12 protein-coding genes are annotated in these 17011 nt (G+C 64.0%); 1 reads left to right on the top strand and 11 read right to left on the bottom strand.

Annotated features, from left to right (window positions below):
* Positions 1-3: 3 nt before the first annotated feature.
* From B6V73_RS04460 to B6V73_RS04410, 11 genes are all read right to left on the bottom strand, one after another.
* The gene (locus B6V73_RS04460) at positions 4-1071 is read right to left on the bottom strand and encodes an FUSC family protein (RefSeq protein WP_143597867.1); all 1068 of its coding nucleotides are present in this window, start codon (positions 1069-1071) and stop codon (positions 4-6) included.
* Positions 1072-1124: 53 nt separating this feature from the next.
* Positions 1125-1955, bottom strand: coding sequence for a fructosamine kinase family protein (locus B6V73_RS04455; RefSeq protein WP_240504096.1), 831 nt, complete (start codon positions 1953-1955; stop codon positions 1125-1127).
* A gap of 534 nt (positions 1956-2489) precedes the next feature.
* Positions 2490-2675: a PLDc N-terminal domain-containing protein gene (locus tag B6V73_RS04450; protein ID WP_075776281.1), complete on the bottom strand. Its 186-nt coding sequence runs from the start codon at positions 2673-2675 to the stop codon at positions 2490-2492.
* Positions 2676-2846: 171 nt separating this feature from the next.
* Complete coding sequence (locus B6V73_RS04445; RefSeq protein ID WP_088724644.1) at positions 2847-5930, bottom strand: multidrug efflux RND transporter permease subunit; 3084 nt, start codon at positions 5928-5930, stop codon at positions 2847-2849.
* Positions 5931-5937: 7 nt separating this feature from the next.
* The gene (locus B6V73_RS04440) at positions 5938-7131 is read right to left on the bottom strand and encodes an efflux RND transporter periplasmic adaptor subunit (RefSeq protein ID WP_088724643.1); all 1194 of its coding nucleotides are present in this window, start codon (positions 7129-7131) and stop codon (positions 5938-5940) included.
* 339 nt (positions 7132-7470) lie between these two features.
* A complete protein-coding gene (locus B6V73_RS04435; protein WP_088721972.1) occupies positions 7471-9438 on the bottom strand; it encodes a bifunctional 2',3'-cyclic-nucleotide 2'-phosphodiesterase/3'-nucleotidase in 1968 nt (655 codons plus the stop codon).
* Positions 9439-9586: 148 nt separating this feature from the next.
* Entirely contained in the window at positions 9587-10600 is a 1014-nt protein-coding gene (locus tag B6V73_RS04430; RefSeq protein WP_088724642.1) for an oligopeptide/dipeptide ABC transporter ATP-binding protein, read from the bottom strand.
* Positions 10597-11574 (bottom strand): oligopeptide/dipeptide ABC transporter ATP-binding protein, encoded by a 978-nt coding sequence (locus B6V73_RS04425; protein ID WP_088719134.1) that lies wholly within the window; start codon positions 11572-11574, stop codon positions 10597-10599. The genes B6V73_RS04430 and B6V73_RS04425 overlap by 4 nt, the downstream gene beginning before the upstream one ends.
* A gap of 1 nt (position 11575) precedes the next feature.
* Positions 11576-12499: an ABC transporter permease subunit gene (locus tag B6V73_RS04420; protein ID WP_088724641.1), complete on the bottom strand. Its 924-nt coding sequence runs from the start codon at positions 12497-12499 to the stop codon at positions 11576-11578.
* 1 nt (position 12500) lies between these two features.
* Positions 12501-13424: an oligopeptide ABC transporter permease OppB gene (gene oppB, locus B6V73_RS04415; protein ID WP_075776288.1), complete on the bottom strand. Its 924-nt coding sequence runs from the start codon at positions 13422-13424 to the stop codon at positions 12501-12503.
* A gap of 65 nt (positions 13425-13489) precedes the next feature.
* Complete coding sequence (locus B6V73_RS04410) at positions 13490-15109, bottom strand: peptide ABC transporter substrate-binding protein (RefSeq protein ID WP_341865727.1); 1620 nt, start codon at positions 15107-15109, stop codon at positions 13490-13492.
* A 421-nt stretch (positions 15110-15530) separates the two neighbouring features.
* Between B6V73_RS04410 and B6V73_RS04405 the strand changes: the two genes are divergently transcribed.
* Positions 15531-16973, top strand: coding sequence for an MFS transporter (locus tag B6V73_RS04405; RefSeq protein ID WP_075776289.1), 1443 nt, complete (start codon positions 15531-15533; stop codon positions 16971-16973).
* The last annotated feature ends 38 nt before the right edge of the window (positions 16974-17011 follow it).

Here is a 17011-nt window from a genome sequence, read left to right as displayed (position 1 = left end):
CGTTCACGCGGCATCGCTCTCGGGAAGGCTTTCCTCCCAGCCGAGCCGCTTGCGGATCGCATGGGCGAGATAGCTCATTGCCAGGGCCGAGGCCCCACCCAGCACCGTCCCCGCGATCCGGCCCCATGCGTTCGACAGCGGCGCATCATTGCCCATCGAGACCATCACCACGATCAGCGCGGTCAGGAAAGCAACGAAGGTCGGGTAATGCGCGGGCGGAGCAAACAGGATCGCGGTCACGCCGAACATCACGTAGAGCCCCGGCATAAGCGCGCTGTGCGGCCCGAGCCCTAGCACAAGCAGGCTCGCTCCGACCGCACCTGCAAGCGTCGCGAGGCTGCGCACGAAGACGCGCTCCCACGTCATGCCCGGGCGCGGGCGCAACATCAGCAGCGCTGACAGCGGTGCCCAGTAGGGGTGGTTGATCGAGAGGGCGACCGCGATCCCGTAGGACAGCCCCACCGCGCCCATCGCCTGCAGCCCCTGCCCGATCAGCGAGTTGAGCGGCGCGATGCCGTCGGGCGGCACCTGCCCGTCGAGCGTTGGACCGGTTTCGGGCGCGAAGTATTTCCAGATCACCCGAACCGCCTCTTCCACGGCCAAGACCCAGACCATCGCGCCGCCGACGGCGAGCAGCACCGGCCCGGGCGACGGGATGAACTGTACGAGAAAGGTCGAGAGCGAGAAGAACAGCCAACTTTGCAGGAACAGCCACCACAGGCTCATATCTCGGCGTGACAACAAGCCCACCGCGAAGGCGCCGAGCAGCATTCCCGGTACGCTCAGCGCGACGCCGCCGATCATGACCTCCGCAGCGACCATCCCCGCGAAGATCCCGACGAGCTTACCGGCGATGTCGAGGAAGGTGACGGGCCAGCGGCGGTTGCGGATCGACTTGCCCTGCCCCGTCGAGGTGGCAAACCCCGCGCCGAGCGCCGCCAGTTCCTGCCCGCGCGGCAGGTCGAGCATCAGCACGATCCCGACCAGCCCACTAAGCGCCAGCGCTGCGGGCAATCCACGCGACCAGTTGAGCGCGGGCAGCCGCGAGATCGAGACATTGGGCAGGGACACCGTGAACACCTCTCAATGCAGCCAAAGCGCCTCATGGCCGCGCTGGTTCCCCGTTAGACGCCGATCCGGTCCAGAAGCCCCGCCACCATTCCGTGATAACCGGCCCCGAACAGGCGCAGATGCACGAGCGCGGGCCATAGCTGATAGATCGCCCGGCGCGCTTCCCAACCGGGCGGCAGCGCGCCGTAGCCCACGGCAAATTCCCGCCCCGGCGCGCCGAAGAGATGAAGCATCGCGAGATCGACCTCCGCGTCGCCGTAATAACATGCCGGGTCGATCAACCCGCTCAGGTGCCCCTGGTCGCCCAACACGTTTCCCGCCCAGAGATCGCCATGCAGCAAGGACGGGAACGGGCGTGGCGGCAGATGCTCGTCGATCTGCGCCGCGAGCCTCTCGACCCGGCGGGCGAGCGGCGCGGGCAGTTCGGGCAGCGACGGGCGCAGCCTTGCCTCGGCCCAGAACTCGGTCCATGTCGCTTGCCCTGCGTTCGGGATCGGCACCGGGCCGAAAGCGTAATCGACGGGCCAACCATAGGGCGTATCATCGGGCGCCCCCGGCGCACGGTGCTGGCGGAGAAGCGACTCGCCGAGTTCCAGCCAGCCCGCGCCCCTCAGCCCGCTGCTCTGGGGTAGCGCCTCCATAACGAGGCAGATCCGAGAGACCGCAAGCACCTTCGGCACCCGCGCGCCCGCCTCGGCCAGCGTTCGAAGCATTTCTGCCTCGGTCTCCGGGCTCGGCCCGCCCTTGGCGATCACCCGCTCCCCACTCGGCAGGTCCATCGCCAGAACCGGGCTCAGATCGCCGCCCGCCAACGGCTTGACCCGCTGCGGGGTCATATCCAGCAAGCGTGCAGCTTCGGTTCCTATCCGTTCGGCTTCGTCCATCTCGTCCTCCCGGTCCGCTCGGTTTGCCCGTTCCGTCGCGGCTACCGGCGAATATCCGCCCTGTGCAGCCCGATTACGGTTGCGTGCGTGCCCCCATCCGGTGCAAATGCCCTTTGTTGCCGTCGATCCGCTTCTCCTTTGCGGGTCAGCCCTTCGCGCAGCTTAGACATTCCGGACGCCTTCGTGTCGAGGACATGCGCGTAGCGCTCTCGACCCGTGGGACCGTCCGCTTTTACGTTCCCGTTCGGGAACAGTACGAGACCCTGACGGAGATTCCCCACACTCGTCTCCGTCGGGCAGCAGCCGCCGCGAACCCCTTGCGGCGGCTGCGTTCACCCGACCCCGCTCATCGCAGGAAGGCGTTCCCGGCGCGGCTCGCAGCAGTTGGCGTAACGGCCTCGCAAAAAGCGAAAGGATCAGCCACCAAGGGCTGATCCAGACAGCCAGCGCGAGCGCCAGCAGCAATAGGGTAGCAGAGCCGATAGGAACGATACGCAGGGCACTGCGCGGCTCGTCCCTTTGACTCCGCATCGTTCAAACTGTCGCCTTCGCGCCCTTCGGTCCGGCGATCAGCCAGATGATGAAGCCAATCACCGGCAGGATGATGATCAGCAGGATCCACAGCACTTTCTTGCCGGTGGACGCTCCCGAACCAAAGATCGACACGATGGCCCAGATGTCGAGGATGAGGACGATGAGGCCCCCGATCATGCTCAGCATAACTTCACTCCTTTATCGGTTCTTTCCGGCATTTGCCGGTTTTCCTTGGCGGGGAAACTTGCGTCTTCAACGCTTTGTTCCCCGCATTCCCCGATTCAGGCGGATGTGACAGGTCGCTGAGGCGGTCATGGGCCTGACACCGCCGGCTCCGCGACGGAATCGCCCCCCGCCTCAGCGCCCCGGAGTGAGTTTGCGGATCAGGACGTAGAAAGCCGGCACCATGAAGACACCGATGAAGGTTGCCGCCGCCATCCCGCCCAGCACGCCGATGCCGATCGCGTTCTGCGCCGCGGCCCCTGCCCCGGTCGCGATCGCCAGCGGCACCACGCCTAGCATGAAGGCGAGCGAGGTCATCAGGATCGGACGCAGGCGGAGCCGTGCCGCCTCGATGGTCGCGGGGATCAGCTCCTTGCCCTCGGCCTCGAGGTTCTTGGCGAATTCCACGATCAGGATCGCGTTCTTCGCCGCCAGACCGATGGTCGTGAGGATACCCACCTTGAAATAGACGTCATTCGACTGCCCGAAGACCCACGCCGAGACCAGCGCCCCCAGAACGCCCACCGGCACGGCGAGCATCACCGACAGCGGGATCGACCAGCTCTCGTAGAGCGCGGCAAGGCAGAGGAAGACGACCAGCACCGAGAGCGCATAGAGATAGGGCGCCTGATCGCCGGACTGGCGTTCCTGATAGCTCAACCCCGTCCAGGCGACCGCGTAGCCGCCGGGCAGGTCATTGACCAGCTGCTCCATCGCGTCCATCGCCGCGCCGGAGCTTGCGCTGTCCGACGCCTGGCCCGAGATTTCGATCGCATTGGCGGCGTCATAGCGCGACAGCCTTGGGGCGACCGATACCCATTTTGTCGTCGCGAAGGACGAGAACGGCACCATCTCGCCCGACGCGTTCCGCGCGTACCAGGTGTCGATATCTTCCGGCTGCATCCGGTAAGGCGAATCGGCCTGCACGATCACCGGGCGCAAGTTGCCGTTGAGGTCGAAGTCGTTCACCGATCTCCCGCTGAAGATCACCGACAGCATCGAATTTAGGTTGCTCAGCGTCAGACCGAAGCTTTCGGCCTTCTGCTGGTCGATATCCAGCTGCAGTGCTGCCTTGTCCTCATCGCCGCTGACCCGGACATTGGTCAGGCGGCTATCCGATTTCGCCTCGGCCACGAGCTGATCGCCTGCCTCCTTCAGCGCAGCGGTCCCGTTATTGCCCTGATCCACCAGATACATCTGGAAGCCCGAAGAATTGCCGATCCCGCGGATCGCCGGCGGTTGCAGAAAGAAGACCTGCCCCGCGCGCAGACCTGCGAAATGGGCGTTCGCCCGCCCCGAAATCGCGGCGGCGGTTTGATCCGCGCCAGTGCGCTCACCAAAATCCTTCAGCTTGGCGAAGACCATCGCAGTGTTCTGTCCGCCACCCCCGAAGGAAAACCCGAGCGTCGCGAAGACCGAAGCCACATCGGACTTCTCCTGCGTCAGCAGGTATTGGGTGATCTGGTCGACCACATCCGACGTCTGTGCCGTCGTCGACCCTTCCGAAAGGTTCACCATCGCCATGAGAACGCCCTGATCTTCCTTCGGAAGGAAGGAGGACGGCAGCCGGGTCATCACGCCCCAAGCGCCCGCCAGCACGAGAACCAGCACCAGCGCCATCAGGAAGGGTTTGCGCACGATGCGCGCGACCGCACCGGCGTAGCCGCGCTGCACTTTCGCGAAACCGATATTGAAAGCGCGCGCCGGCGCAATCGCGCGGCCCGTCGAGGGGCGCAGGAGTTTGGCCGCCAGCGCAGGCGTCAGGATCAGCGCGACCACGGCAGAGAGCACCATCGCGGTGATGATCGTTACCGAGAATTGCCGATAGATCACGCCCGTCGAGCCGGGAAAGAACGCCATCGGCAGGAACACCGCCGACAGCACAAGCGCCACCCCGATCAGTGCGCCGGTGATCTGGGACATGCTTTTCTCGGTGGCTTGTAGGGGACTGAGCCCCTCCTCCATCACGCGCTCGACGTTCTCCACCACGACGATCGCGTCATCGACCAAGAGGCCAATCGCCAGCACCATCGCGAACATTGTCAGCGTGTTGATCGAATAGCCCGCGACCAGCAGCACCGCGAATGTGCCCAGCAGCACCACGGGAACTGCGACGATCGGGATCAATGTCGCGCGCCATTTCTGCAAGAATACGAGGATCACCAGCAGCACCAGCACGATCGCTTCGGCCAGCGTGTGATAGACCTTCTCGATGGAAAGCTGCACGAAGGGCGAGGTGTCGTAGGCGATCTGGAACTTGACACCCTCGGGCAGCGACGATGACATCCGATCCAGCGTCGCACGCACTGCCGCCGCCGTATCGACTGCATTCGCGCCGTTCGCGAGGTTCACGCCGAACCCTGCCGCGTTCATGCCGTTGAACCTGGAATTGGTGCCGTAATTCTCCTGCCCGATCTCGATCCGCGCGACATCGCCCAGATAGACCGCAGAGCCGTCGGGTTCTGTTTTCAGCAGGATCTTCTCGAACTGTTCGACCGAGGTCAGCTGGCTCTGTGCGGTGATCGTGGCGGTGAACTGCTGGCCTTCGGTGGTGGGCAGATCGCCCAGCGAGCCGACCGAGACGGTGGTGTTCTGCGCCTGTACTGCCGCGGTCACGTCCGTCGGCGTCAGCTGGTATTGCTCGAGCTTGTAGGGATCGAGCCAGACCCGCATCGCGTAGCCCGAGCCGAAGACGTTGATCCCGCCCACGCCCGCAGTGCGCTCGATCGCTCCTTTCACTTCGGTGTCCAGAATGTTGCCCAGCTCGACGGTCGAATATTTGCCATCGGTCGAGACCAGTGCCCCGACCATCAGGATGTCCGAAGACGAGCGCGAGACATTCACCCCGGAGGTCTGCACCGCATCAGGCAGCGCATTCTCGACCTTGCGGATCTTGGTCTGCACCTCGTTCTCGGCATCGATCGGATCGACCGAGCCGTCGAAGGTCAGCGTCAGCCGCGCTGAGCCCTGGTTGGAAGAGCTCTCCATGTAGAGCAGCCCGTCGAGCCCGGTCAGCGAGTCCTCGATCGGCGTCGTCACCGAGTTCTCGACCGCCTGCGCGGTCGCCCCGGAATAGCTGGCGGAGATGCGGATCGTGGTCGGCGCGACCTCTGGATATTGCGAGACGGGAAGCTGCGTGAGCGCGTAGCCGCCGGCGAGCATCGTCACCAGCGCGAGCACGATCGCGAAGACGGGGCGATGGATGAAGAAGCGGATCATGCCGGGTTCACTCCGCCTTCGCCGTATCGGTCTCGTCACCCGAGGGGCTCGCATCCTTCACGACCCCCTGCGCGTTGATCGTCACCGGCACCGTCTTGATCTCGGCCCCGTCGCGCAGGTTCTTCAGCCCGTCGAGGATCACCTGATCGCCGCTCTCGATGCCGCCGGTCACGATCCACGCGTTCTGATAGGTTCCCGCCGTCGTCAGCGTCACCTTCTTCGCCGTGCCATCCGCGGCGACGAAGGCCGAAAGCGACCCATCCCCTTCCCGCGTGGTCGCGCGCTGCGGTACGAGGATCGCCTGTGTCGTGCCCAACGTGATCTTCGCGCGCAGGAACTGGCCCGGCAGGATCAGCCGGTCGGGATTGTCGAACTTGAACCGGAAATCGACCGTGCCGGTGGTCGAGGATACGGTCGCGCCGGGGCTGACCAGCGTGCCGGTGCCGTCGTATTCCTCACCGGTCTCCAGCAGCAGCGAGACCTTCAGTTGATCGCCGCGTTGAAGCGTACCCTGATCGATCCGTTGACGCACCCGCATGATCCGCGCCGCACTCTCGGAAACATCGACATAGATCGGATCGAGCCGCGTTACCGTGGTCAGCGCGTCGGACTGGTTCGCCGTGACCAGCGAGCCGACGGAGACGTTCGCCACATCCGGGTAGCCGTCGATAGGCGAGCGGATCACCGTGCGGTCGAGATTGAGCTGCGCAGTCTGAAGATCGGCCTCGGCACTCAGCGCGGAGGCTTTGGCCTGCGCGAGCGTGACCTTCGCGGTCTCCAGATCACTCACGGAGATCGACGTCTTCTCCAGCTTGGTATAGCGGTCCACTTGCGATTGCGCCGCCTGCACATTGGCGTCGGCGCTCGCCTTCTCGGCCTCTGCAGCGGTCAGCTCGGCCTGATAGGTGTCGTCGTCGATGTGAAACAGCGCGTCGCCCGTCGCGACCTTGTGACCCGCCTCGTAATCAATCGAGGCGATGGTGCCGGCGACGCGCGGGCGGATATCGGTCTGCTCATAGGCCACGGCGCGGCCCGGCAGGGTGACGGTATAGGGCACGGACCGTGTCTCGACCTGCATCACGCCGACCTCGGTCGGGCCACGCGCGCCGCCCGGCATTCCCTGCGCCAATGCCTGCGCGGCGACCCCGCCCGCAAGCAGCATCCCAAGCGCGGCGCGCCGCGTCATCCGACCAATGCTCATACTGAAACTCCTGTCCGCAGCCCGGTTTTCCCGGCGTTGTTCCATTTCTACGATAGGCCCGCTTGGTTCTGTCGCCACTCGCGCACGGCGGGAAATGCAGGAAACAAATGCTGCGAGCCGTGAGTCTCGGGAAAGACGGCTTGTCTTACTTATTGTTTTAAAATGTAAACTTTCCAATCAACGCAGCCGCTCGCGACATCCGCACCGCAATTCCGGTGTCAGTTCGCGCCCCGCTCGGAGTTCACGTATTCGCGAGATACCGGAGGCAAACCGCCTCGCGACCGCACCGCGTAAAAAAGGGCGCCGATGGCGCCCCTTTCAGCCTCTGTCCAAGGCAGTTCAGAGCGTGATGCGATAGAGCGCGAAGCCGCCCTCGCCGTCGCCCGCCTGCTCGATGTCGAGACCCCGGGATTTCACGTCCTCGACATAGGCCTGTGCCTTCGGGCCGGTCTCGAACAGCACCGTCGCGCCGCCCGCGGGCGCGAAGGACCAGTTCGCGTCGGCCTTCGGGTTGATCGTGCCCTTGTCGTGGATGTAGCGCACGATCACGTCGCGGTTGGTGTCGGGCGCACGGTAGATCACGGTCGAGCCGTCCGCGCCGGGGAAGCTGCCGCCCCCCGAGGCGCGGTAGTTGTTCGTCGCGATCACGAACTCGGCCTTCGGATCGATCGGCTTGCCCTCGAATTTCAGATCGACGATGCGGTTCGCGTCGGGGTTCACCGCCACGCCGTCCTTGTCGAATTTCGCGGGCTGGGTGATGTCGATCTGGTAAGTCACCCCGTCGATCACGTCGAAATTGTAGGACGGGAAATCGGGGTTCAGCAGCGTCGCGTCCTTCGCACCCGGCTCGATCTGGTTGAACATGCCTGCAGAGCGCTCCAGCCAGTCCTTCACCTGCGCGCCGGTGACCTTCACCGCCTGTAGCGTGTTCGGATAGAGATAGAGGTCGGAGACGTTCTTGATCGCCACCGGCCCTTTCGGAACATCGGTGAAGTAATCCGGACCGCCGCGCCCGCCGGCCTTGAACGGCGCCGCCGCCGACAGAAGCGGCAGCTTGCCTTCGGGCGTGCCCTCCAGCAGTTTCTTCACGTACCAGATCTGCGCGTTCGAGACGATCTGTACAGAGGGATCGTCGGCCACCAGCGCGAAGTAGGAATAGAGCGGCGCTTCGGTCTCGCCCACCTTGGCGCGGACATATTTGAGCGTCTCTTCATGCACCTGATCGGTGGCCGCGAGGATCGGCTTGTAATCGGTGGTCAGCGGCGTGATCGAACGATCCTCGCCGCGCGCGAAAATCGGGCGGATCTCGGAGCTATGGCTATCGATCTTCCACTTGCCGCCGTCGCGGCTCAGCATAAGGTCGATGAGCCCCATGTGGTTGCCCCAGAAGCCCGCCTGCACCGCGGGCTTGCCCTGAAGCGTGCCCTTCTCATTGTCGATCCCGGGGCCCGAGAAATCCTTGCCGGGGAAGTTACGGTGCTGGTGCCCGGTGATCACCGCGTCGATGCCGTCGACGCCTGCGACGTAGAAGGCAGCGTTCTCCATGCCGTCGGTCTGAGGACCGTTGTCGATTCCGGTATGGGCGAGCGCCACGACCAGATCGGCGCCCTCCTCGCGCATCTGCGGAACCCATGCTTTCGCGGCCTCCACGATGTCGCGAGTCTGGTAATTGCCCTCGAGATGCGCGCGGTCCCATTGCATGATCTGCGGAGGCACGAAGCCGATCACGCCGACGCGGATCGGCATCTTGTTTCCAGCCCCATCGGTCAGTTCGCGGTCGAGGATCAGGTAGGGCGGCAGGTAAAGGTCGTCCTCGCGCGGGGTCGCGCCCAGCTTATGGGCGAAGTTCGCGCAGACCATCGGGTAGTTTGCGCGGTCGTTCACCTTCTTGAGGAAATCCATCCCGTAGTTGAACTCGTGATTGCCCAGCGTGCCGCAATCATAGCCCAGCAGGTTCATCGCCGCGATGACCGGGTGGGTGTCGCCCTCCTTCATTCCCTTGGAGTATGCGATGTAATCGGCCATCGGGTTGCCCTGCATATAATCGCCGTTATCGAAGGTCAGGGTGTTGGCGGCTTCCGCGCGCACGCCTTCGATCAGGGTCGCAGTGCGCGACAGGCCCACGGTATCGACAGGCTTGTCGGCATAATAATCGTAGGGCCGGATATGGCAGTGAATATCGGTAGTACACAGCAGGCGCAGGTGGGCCTGACCTTCAGCCGCGCGCGCGGTGAACGGGTGGACCATCACGAGACCGCCCGCGGCGGTGGTGGTAACGAGAAACTGACGACGCGAAATAAGCGACATAGGGGGATCCTCCGAGACAATTGGCTCCTTGCCGGAGCGCTCTATCCGGGGATCGTAACAGTCTTTTGACCGATTGGACAAAGACCTTGCGTCAACCTGCGCAAATCCGCGTGAGCAGGCGATGCATCACCGCCCGCCGCACAAGATTTCAGCTCTCCGACAGCACCGCCTGCACTTCGGCCGCAGGGCCGGGATGGTGACAGAAGACCTGACGCCCGGCGACCTCCTCGGTCGGCGGTGTCGTGGCGCAGACCTCGCTCGCCCGCGGGCAGCGGGTGCGCAGCGGGCAGCCCGATGGCGGGTTCAGCGGGCTCGGCAGATCGCCTTCCAGCGCGATCAGGGTCTTGTTGCGCTCGATCTCCGGGTCTGGGATCGGCACCGCCGACAGAAGCGCCTGCGTGTACGGGTGCTGCGGCTCTGCAAAGATCTTCTCGGTAGCGCCCGCCTCCATCATCTGGCCCAGATAAAGCACCATCACCTCGTCGCAGACATGGCGCACAACGCTGAGGTCATGGGCGATGAAGATGATCGTCAGGCCCAGATCGCGGCGCAGATCTTCGAGAAGCGCGATCACCTGCGCCTGAATCGAGACATCGAGCGCCGAGACCGGCTCGTCGCAGATCAACAGCTTCGGCTCCACCACCAGCGCGCGGGCGATACCGATGCGCTGACACTGGCCGCCCGAGAACTCGTGCGGGTAGCGGTTGATCTGGTTCGGCAGAAGACCGACCTTCTCCATCACCTCGCGGACCTTCTGCTTGCGCTCCTTGCGGCCCATCTTCGGGCGATGGGTGCGCAGCGGCTCCGCGATGATCTCGCCCACGGTCATCCGCGGGTCGAGCGAAGCCAGCGGGTCCTGAAAGATCATCTGGATGTCGGAACGGTATTTCAGCATCTGCCGCGGCGAGAGCGGCAGCAGATCGGTCTTGCCCTCCCAAATGATCTCGCCCTCGGCGGGCAGCATCCGGATCAGCGCGCGGGCCAACGTGGACTTGCCACAGCCGGACTCGCCCACGATGCCGAGCGTCTTGCCCTGCTCCAGCTTGAAGTTCACGCCATTGACCGCGCGCAGCTTCGGCGGCTCGGTCCACGGCAGGTCCGAGGCGCGGCGGATTTCGAAAGTGACCCGAACGTCGCGGGCCTCGATCAGCGGGGTCGTCATGCGGCGGCCTCCTCGATCGTTTCAATGGAACGGTGGCAGGCGCGGGCGCGGCCCGGCGCGAACTCCGTCAGCGGCGGCATAACGTCGGCGCAGACCTCTTCGACGAAATCGCAGCGCGGGCAGAACGGGCAGCCCTTCGGCGCGCCGGTCATATTCGGCGGATTGCCCCGGATCGGGGTCATCGCGACTTCCGCATCGAGACGCGGCAGCGCGGCCAGCAAGCCCTTGGTATAGGGATGGGTCGGGTTGGCGAACAAAGGATCCACGGGCGACTGCTCCATCACCTGACCGCCATACATGACGATCGCCCGCTCGCAGAAGCCCGCGACGACGCCCAGATCGTGAGTAATCAGCACGGTCGCCATGCCCAGCTCGCGGCGCAGCTCGCCCAGCAGGTCCATGATCTGCGCCTGCACGGTGACGTCGAGCGCGGTCGTCGGCTCATCTGCGATCAGCACATCTGGTTTGCACAGAAGGGCCATCGCGATCATCACGCGCTGGCGCATCCCGCCCGAGAATTCATGCGGGAACAGACGCACGCGGTTCTTCGCGTCCGGGATCTTCACCAGTTCGAGCATATGCGCGGCCTCAGCCACGGCGGCGCGCTTGCCCAAGCCCTTATGCAGCATCAGCACTTCGGCCATCTGGTCCGAAATCCGCATATAGGGGTTGAGCGCGGTCATCGGATCCTGAAAGACCATCGAGATCCGGTCGGAGCGCAACTTGTTCAACTCGGGCTCGGGCAGGTTCAGGATCTCCCGCCCGTCGAATTTCACCGAGCCCGAGGCCTTCCCATTCGCGGCCAGCAGTCCGAGGATCGAGAAGCTGAGCTGCGACTTGCCCGAACCGGACTCGCCGACGATGCCCAGCGCCTCGCCGCGCTCGAGCGCGAAGCTGACGCCGTTGACGGCGTGAACCTCGCCCTCCTGCGTTGCGAACCGGACATTGAGGTCGTTGACTTCCAACAATGGCATATCAGCGCTCCTTCGGGTCGAGCGCGTCACGCAGCCCGTCCCCTACGAAATAGAAACCGAACAGGGTGGTGACGAAGAAGAACAGCGGGAAGGCCAGCTGCCACAGCGTGCCGTAGCTCATCGTCCCCGCCCCTTGAGAGATCAGCGCCCCCAGCGAGGTCTGCGGCTCCTGCACGCCGAGCCCGAGGAAGGAGATGAAACTCTCCGTCAGGATCATCAGCGGCACCAGAAGCGTCGCGAAGACCACCACCACGCCCACGAGGTTTGGCAGGATGTGGCGGCGGATGATCGTCGGCGCGGGCACACCAATGGCGCGCGCGGCCTCGACATAGTCGCGGTTCTTGAGGGTCAGCGTCTGGCCGCGCACGATCCGCGCCATCTCCAGCCAGGATATCAACCCGACGCCCACGAAGAGCATCCCGATCGAGCGGCCATACATGACCAGCAGCAGGATCAGCACGAACATGTAAGGGATCGCCAGCAGGATATCGACGAGGCGCATCATGAAGCCGTCGACGCGGCCCCCGAAATAGCCTGAGATCGCGCCATAGACCGTGCCCACGGACACCGCGATCAGCGTGCCGATCACGCCGACCAACAGCGAGATCTGCGTGCCCTGCACGGTGCGCGCGAACAGATCGCGGCCCAGATCGTCGGCGCCGAAGTAATGGCCGTTCGCGAAGGACGGCGCAGAGGCCGTGGCATCGCCCATCACGTTGTAGTCGATGTCGGAATTGTTCCACGCCGCGATCAGGTTGCCGAACAGCGCGAAGGCCACGACGAAGACGAGCAGCGCCAGCCCGAAGATCGCGGCCTTATTGTTGAAGAACCGCCGGCGCGCGTCCGCCCAGAGCGAGCGGCCCGCCACGTCTTCGCGGCTCGTTGCCTCGGCGAGCGAGGTCATCTTGGATTCGTCTATGACCATGTCAGTACCGGATTTTCGGGTCGATCCATCCGTAGACGATATCGACGACAAGGTTGAACAGGATGGTCAGCGTGCCCAGCAGGATCGTGATCCCCATCATCACCGCGTAATCGCGGTTGAGCGCGCTATCCACGAAGCTTTTGCCGATCCCGCCCGTGGTGAAATACACGTCCACGATCACCGAGCCGGTGATCATCGAAACGAACGCCGGACCAAGATAGGAGATCACCGGCAGCAGCGCGGGTTTCAGCGCGTGACGCATGATGATCTTGCGCTTCGGCAGACCCTTGGCCCGCGCGGTGCGGATGTGGTTTGAGCTCAGCGTCTCCAGCATCGACGAGCGCGTGATCCGCGCGATCGAGGCCATGTAAGAGGTCGAAAGCGCGATCACCGGCATGATCCAGAAGCGCGGATCGTCGAAGCTCCAGCCGCCGCCGGGCAGCCAGTGCAGCGACAGCGTAAACACCAGCACGAGGATCGGCGCCATCACGAAGTTCGGCAGCACCTGCGCGCCGATGGAAATGCCGACGGCGAGGTAGTCGAGCCACGAGTTGCGCTTGATCGCGGCGGTGACGCCGAGAGTGACGCCGACCAGAACGGCGGCGATGAAGCTGAGGAAACCGTAGGTCAGCGTGACCGGGAAGCCCTGCGCGATGATGTCGTTCACCGAGCGGTCCTTATACGAGAACGAAGGCCCGAAATCGAAATGGGCGACCACGTTCCACAGATAGGTCGCGATCTGCTTCCAGAGCGGCTGGTCGAGCCCGTATTTCGCGTTGAGATTGGCGAGCACCTCGGGCGGCACGGCCCGCTCCGACGAGAACGGCCCGCCAGGCGCCGTGTGCATCAAGAGGAAGCTCGCGATGATGAGCACCAGAAGCGTCGGGATCGCGATGGCGAGACGCTTGAGAATGTAGACGATCATAAGAGTGTCCCGAAATAAGTCGGGCGGGCCGATCGCGCGGCCCGCCCGTTATCGTTTCAGCCGGCTTACTTTGCGACCTTGTACATGTTCTTCGCGTACCAGTTCAGCTGGACGTTATCGAACGGGTAGCCCTTGATCTGCGGGTTCAGCAGCATCGGCAGCGAGTAGGCGTAGATCGGCGCGAGCGGCATGTCCTCGGCGAGGATCTTTTCCGCCTTGGTATAGTCCTCCTGCGGATCTTCCGCCGTCTTCGAGTCCTTCATCAACTTGTCGTATTCGGAATTCGACCACTGACCCGAGTTCTGATCCGACCACGAGGTGTTCACGTCGAGATAGGTCGAGGCCTCGTTGTAGTCGGCGCACCATGCGGTACGGGCGACGTCGAAGTCATGCTGCCCGTTGAGCTTGTCGAGATAGACCTTCCACTCGTAGTTCTCGAGCGTCGACTTCACGCCGATCTGCTTCCAGAACTGCTGCACCGCGATCGCGATTTTCTTGTGGTCGGCCGAGGTGTTGTACATGATCCGCAGGTTCAGCGGGTGATCGGGGCCGTAGCCGGCTTCCTTCAGAAGCTCCTTGGCCTTGTCCATCCGTTCCTGCTGGGTCATGTCGGCATAAGCCACGTCCGGCGCCTTGAAGTTCGCGGTCGCCCAGTGGGTCCAGGTATAGGCCGGTTTCTGGCCGCCCTTGAGGATCTTGTCGACGATGATGTCGCGGTTGATCGCGTAGGACAGCGCCTTGCGGACCTTCACGTCCTTCAGCGCCTCGGGGCCGTTCGGGCCGACGTTGAAGCGGTAGGCGTAGACGCAGGAGCGCGGCGGAGCGTGCGCGGCATCCGGATACTCATCTTTCAGACGCGGATACTGACCCGCCGGGGTCTGCACGAAGTCCAGCTCCCCCGCCTCGTAGCGCGTCAGTGCCTGGTCGTTGTCCTGGATCGGGATGAACTTCAGATCGGTCAGCGTGACATTCGCGGCATCGTAATAAGCGTCGTTCTTCACCAGCTCGATCGAGTCGCCGATTTTCCAGCTCTTCAGCTTGTAAGGACCGTTGACGACCATGTTCTCGGGCTTGGTCCAGTCGGAACCGTATTTCTCCACGACTTTTTGCGGCACCGGGAAGGTCGAGGACAGAACGAGCATCTGGCGGAAATAGGGGATCGCGCTGTCGAGCGTGACCTGCAGCGTGTGGTCATCGAGCGCCTTCACGCCAAGTTCGCTCGGCTTCTTGTCGCCCGCGATCACGTCATGGGCGTTCTTCACCTGCATCAGCTCGATATACCACGAGTATTGCGAGGCGGTCGCCGGATCGGCGAGGCGCCGCCATGCGTAGACGAAATCCTGCGCGGTGACGGGATCGCCGTTCGACCATTTCTCGTCGCGCAGGTGGAAGGTGTAGGTCTTCTTGTCGTCGGAGACCTCGTAGCTCTTGGCGAGCGCAGGCACGAGATTGCCGTGATCGTCTTGCTGGTAGAGACCTTCGAACATCTGCTGAAGAACGTCGTTACCGTCTTTCGAGGTGCTCAGATCGGGATCGAGCGTCTTCAGATCGTCCTGCAACCAGTAGGTAAAGGTCTGGTCAGCGGCGAGCTTGGTGCCTTCGGGCACTTTGCTCGACTGGGCGAGAACGGGTGCGGCGCTGCCCAACATCAGGGCAAAAGCGGAGATCGCGGCAATCGACTTCAAGGGATACCTCCATTTCCGGGGTCCGGTCGCGCGCAACGTTAAGGCGAGCGCGGGGCCCCGTTTTTTCGTTGATAGGGCATCAAGGGCATGATCGCGGCATGGCGCAAGTCTGACGTAACGGTGCTCACACCCATGTGAGAGCGCATTTCGCGGGCCTCCGGGAAATCTTTTTGAAACTTGCGCGAGGCCCTTTTTTTTCGCAACGAACGCCAAGCCCCGTTGCCCGCACCCAAGCCTCCCCGCGCCGTTCCCCTTCGAATCCCTGCGCCCGCGATGCATCCACTCGCGCGCCCCTGTGCGTATGTATTTTGACACACTCGAAAGTTGTCCTGCGTGACCCCTCCGAAAGACCCACTATTGACCAGCTTCGCCCCTCCGCTAGCTACCCTTGGCGTTACAGCCGCGACAGAACGGACTCCGAATGGCCGAACCCGAACAAGCATCCCCGCTTTCGCCCACCCGCCGCTGGGCCGCCGCAGCCGTGTTGCTGCTGGCGAACTTCATGAACCTGATCGACATCACGATCGTCAACGTCGCCCTGCCGTCGATGAAGGAAGAGTTGTCGGCCCCGCCGAACCTGATCGAGTGGATCGTCGCGGGCTATACCTTCTCCTTCGCGATCCTGTTGCTGCCGGCGGGACGGATGGGCGACTTGCTGGGACGGCGCAAGCTGTTCGTCTCGGGCATCGCGCTGTTCACTACCGCCTCGCTGATATGCGGCATCGCCCCGGGGATCGGCACGCTGGTCACCGCACGCATCGCGCAGGGCGTCGGTGCCGCGATCATGACGCCGCAGACGCTGGCGCTGGTGCCGCGCTTGTTCCCGCCGGAGCAGCGCGGCGCTGCCTTCGGCCTGTTCGCGCTGACCGCCGGGCTGGCCTCGGTGGCAGGGCCGATCATGGGTGGGTTCCTGCTCACCGCCGATATCTACGGGCTCGGCTGGCGTCCGATCTTCCTCGTGAACATTCCCCTCGGCATCGCCACCTTCATCGCCGCGCTGATGCTGGTGCCCAAGGGACAGGGCAACCGCAAGCTGGGCATCGACAAGGTGGGCATCGCGATCGCCGCCGTGGCGATGCTGGCGCTGCTGTTCCCGTTGGTCGAGGCGCCGTCGATCGGCTGGCAGGGATGGATGTATCCGATGATGCTCGCGGCCCCGGTACTTGGCTGGATCTTCATCCGCTGGCAACGTCATCAGGAAGAGCGCAAAGCCCCGCAGCTTCTGCCGATGCGCCTGCTGCGTTCCGGCTCGTTCCTGTCGGGCAGCCTTCTGAACGCGGCGCTATTCACTGCGGTACCGAGCTATTTCTTCACCATCGCCCTCTACCTGCAGGCGGGCTACGGGCTCACCCCGCTGCAATCGGGCCTGACGACGACGCCCTTCCCGGTCGGCGTCCTGCTTGCTTCGGCCACGACCGGCTGGTTCGGCGACCGCTGGATACGCTGGCGCGTGACCGGAGGCGGCATGCTGCTCGCGACGGGCTTTGCGGGCCAGCTATGGGCGATCTGGTCGATGGGCGACGCGATCAGCTGGTGGCGAATGGCACCTTGGTTCTTCCTTGGCGGCTTCGGCATGGGCAACACGGTGTCGCCGCTGTTCCAGGTCGCGCTCTCGTCGGCGGACAGCAATGACAGCGGCTCGGCCTCGGGTGCGGTGCAGGCGCTCCGTCAGGTCGGAATCTCCTTCGGGATCGCGATCATGGGCGGGATTTTTTTCGGCATGTTGGGCGGCGCGGATCAGGGCGATCACGAGGCCTATCGCAGCGCGATGATGTCGGCGATCGGCTACGCGCTCGTTGTAGCGACGGGGGTGATCCTCACACCGTGGTTCACGCCGATGAAGCTGGAGCGCGCCAAGGACTGACGCCTCCGCCCTCTCGCGCGATGACACGATCGTGCGCG

It is taken from the genome of Thioclava sp. JM3, assembly GCF_002213185.1.
Lineage (GTDB): Bacteria > Pseudomonadota > Alphaproteobacteria > Rhodobacterales > Rhodobacteraceae > Thioclava > Thioclava nitratireducens.
The sequence above is the reverse complement of the archived record's forward strand: the minus strand, read 5'-3'. Positions and strand labels throughout refer to the sequence as shown.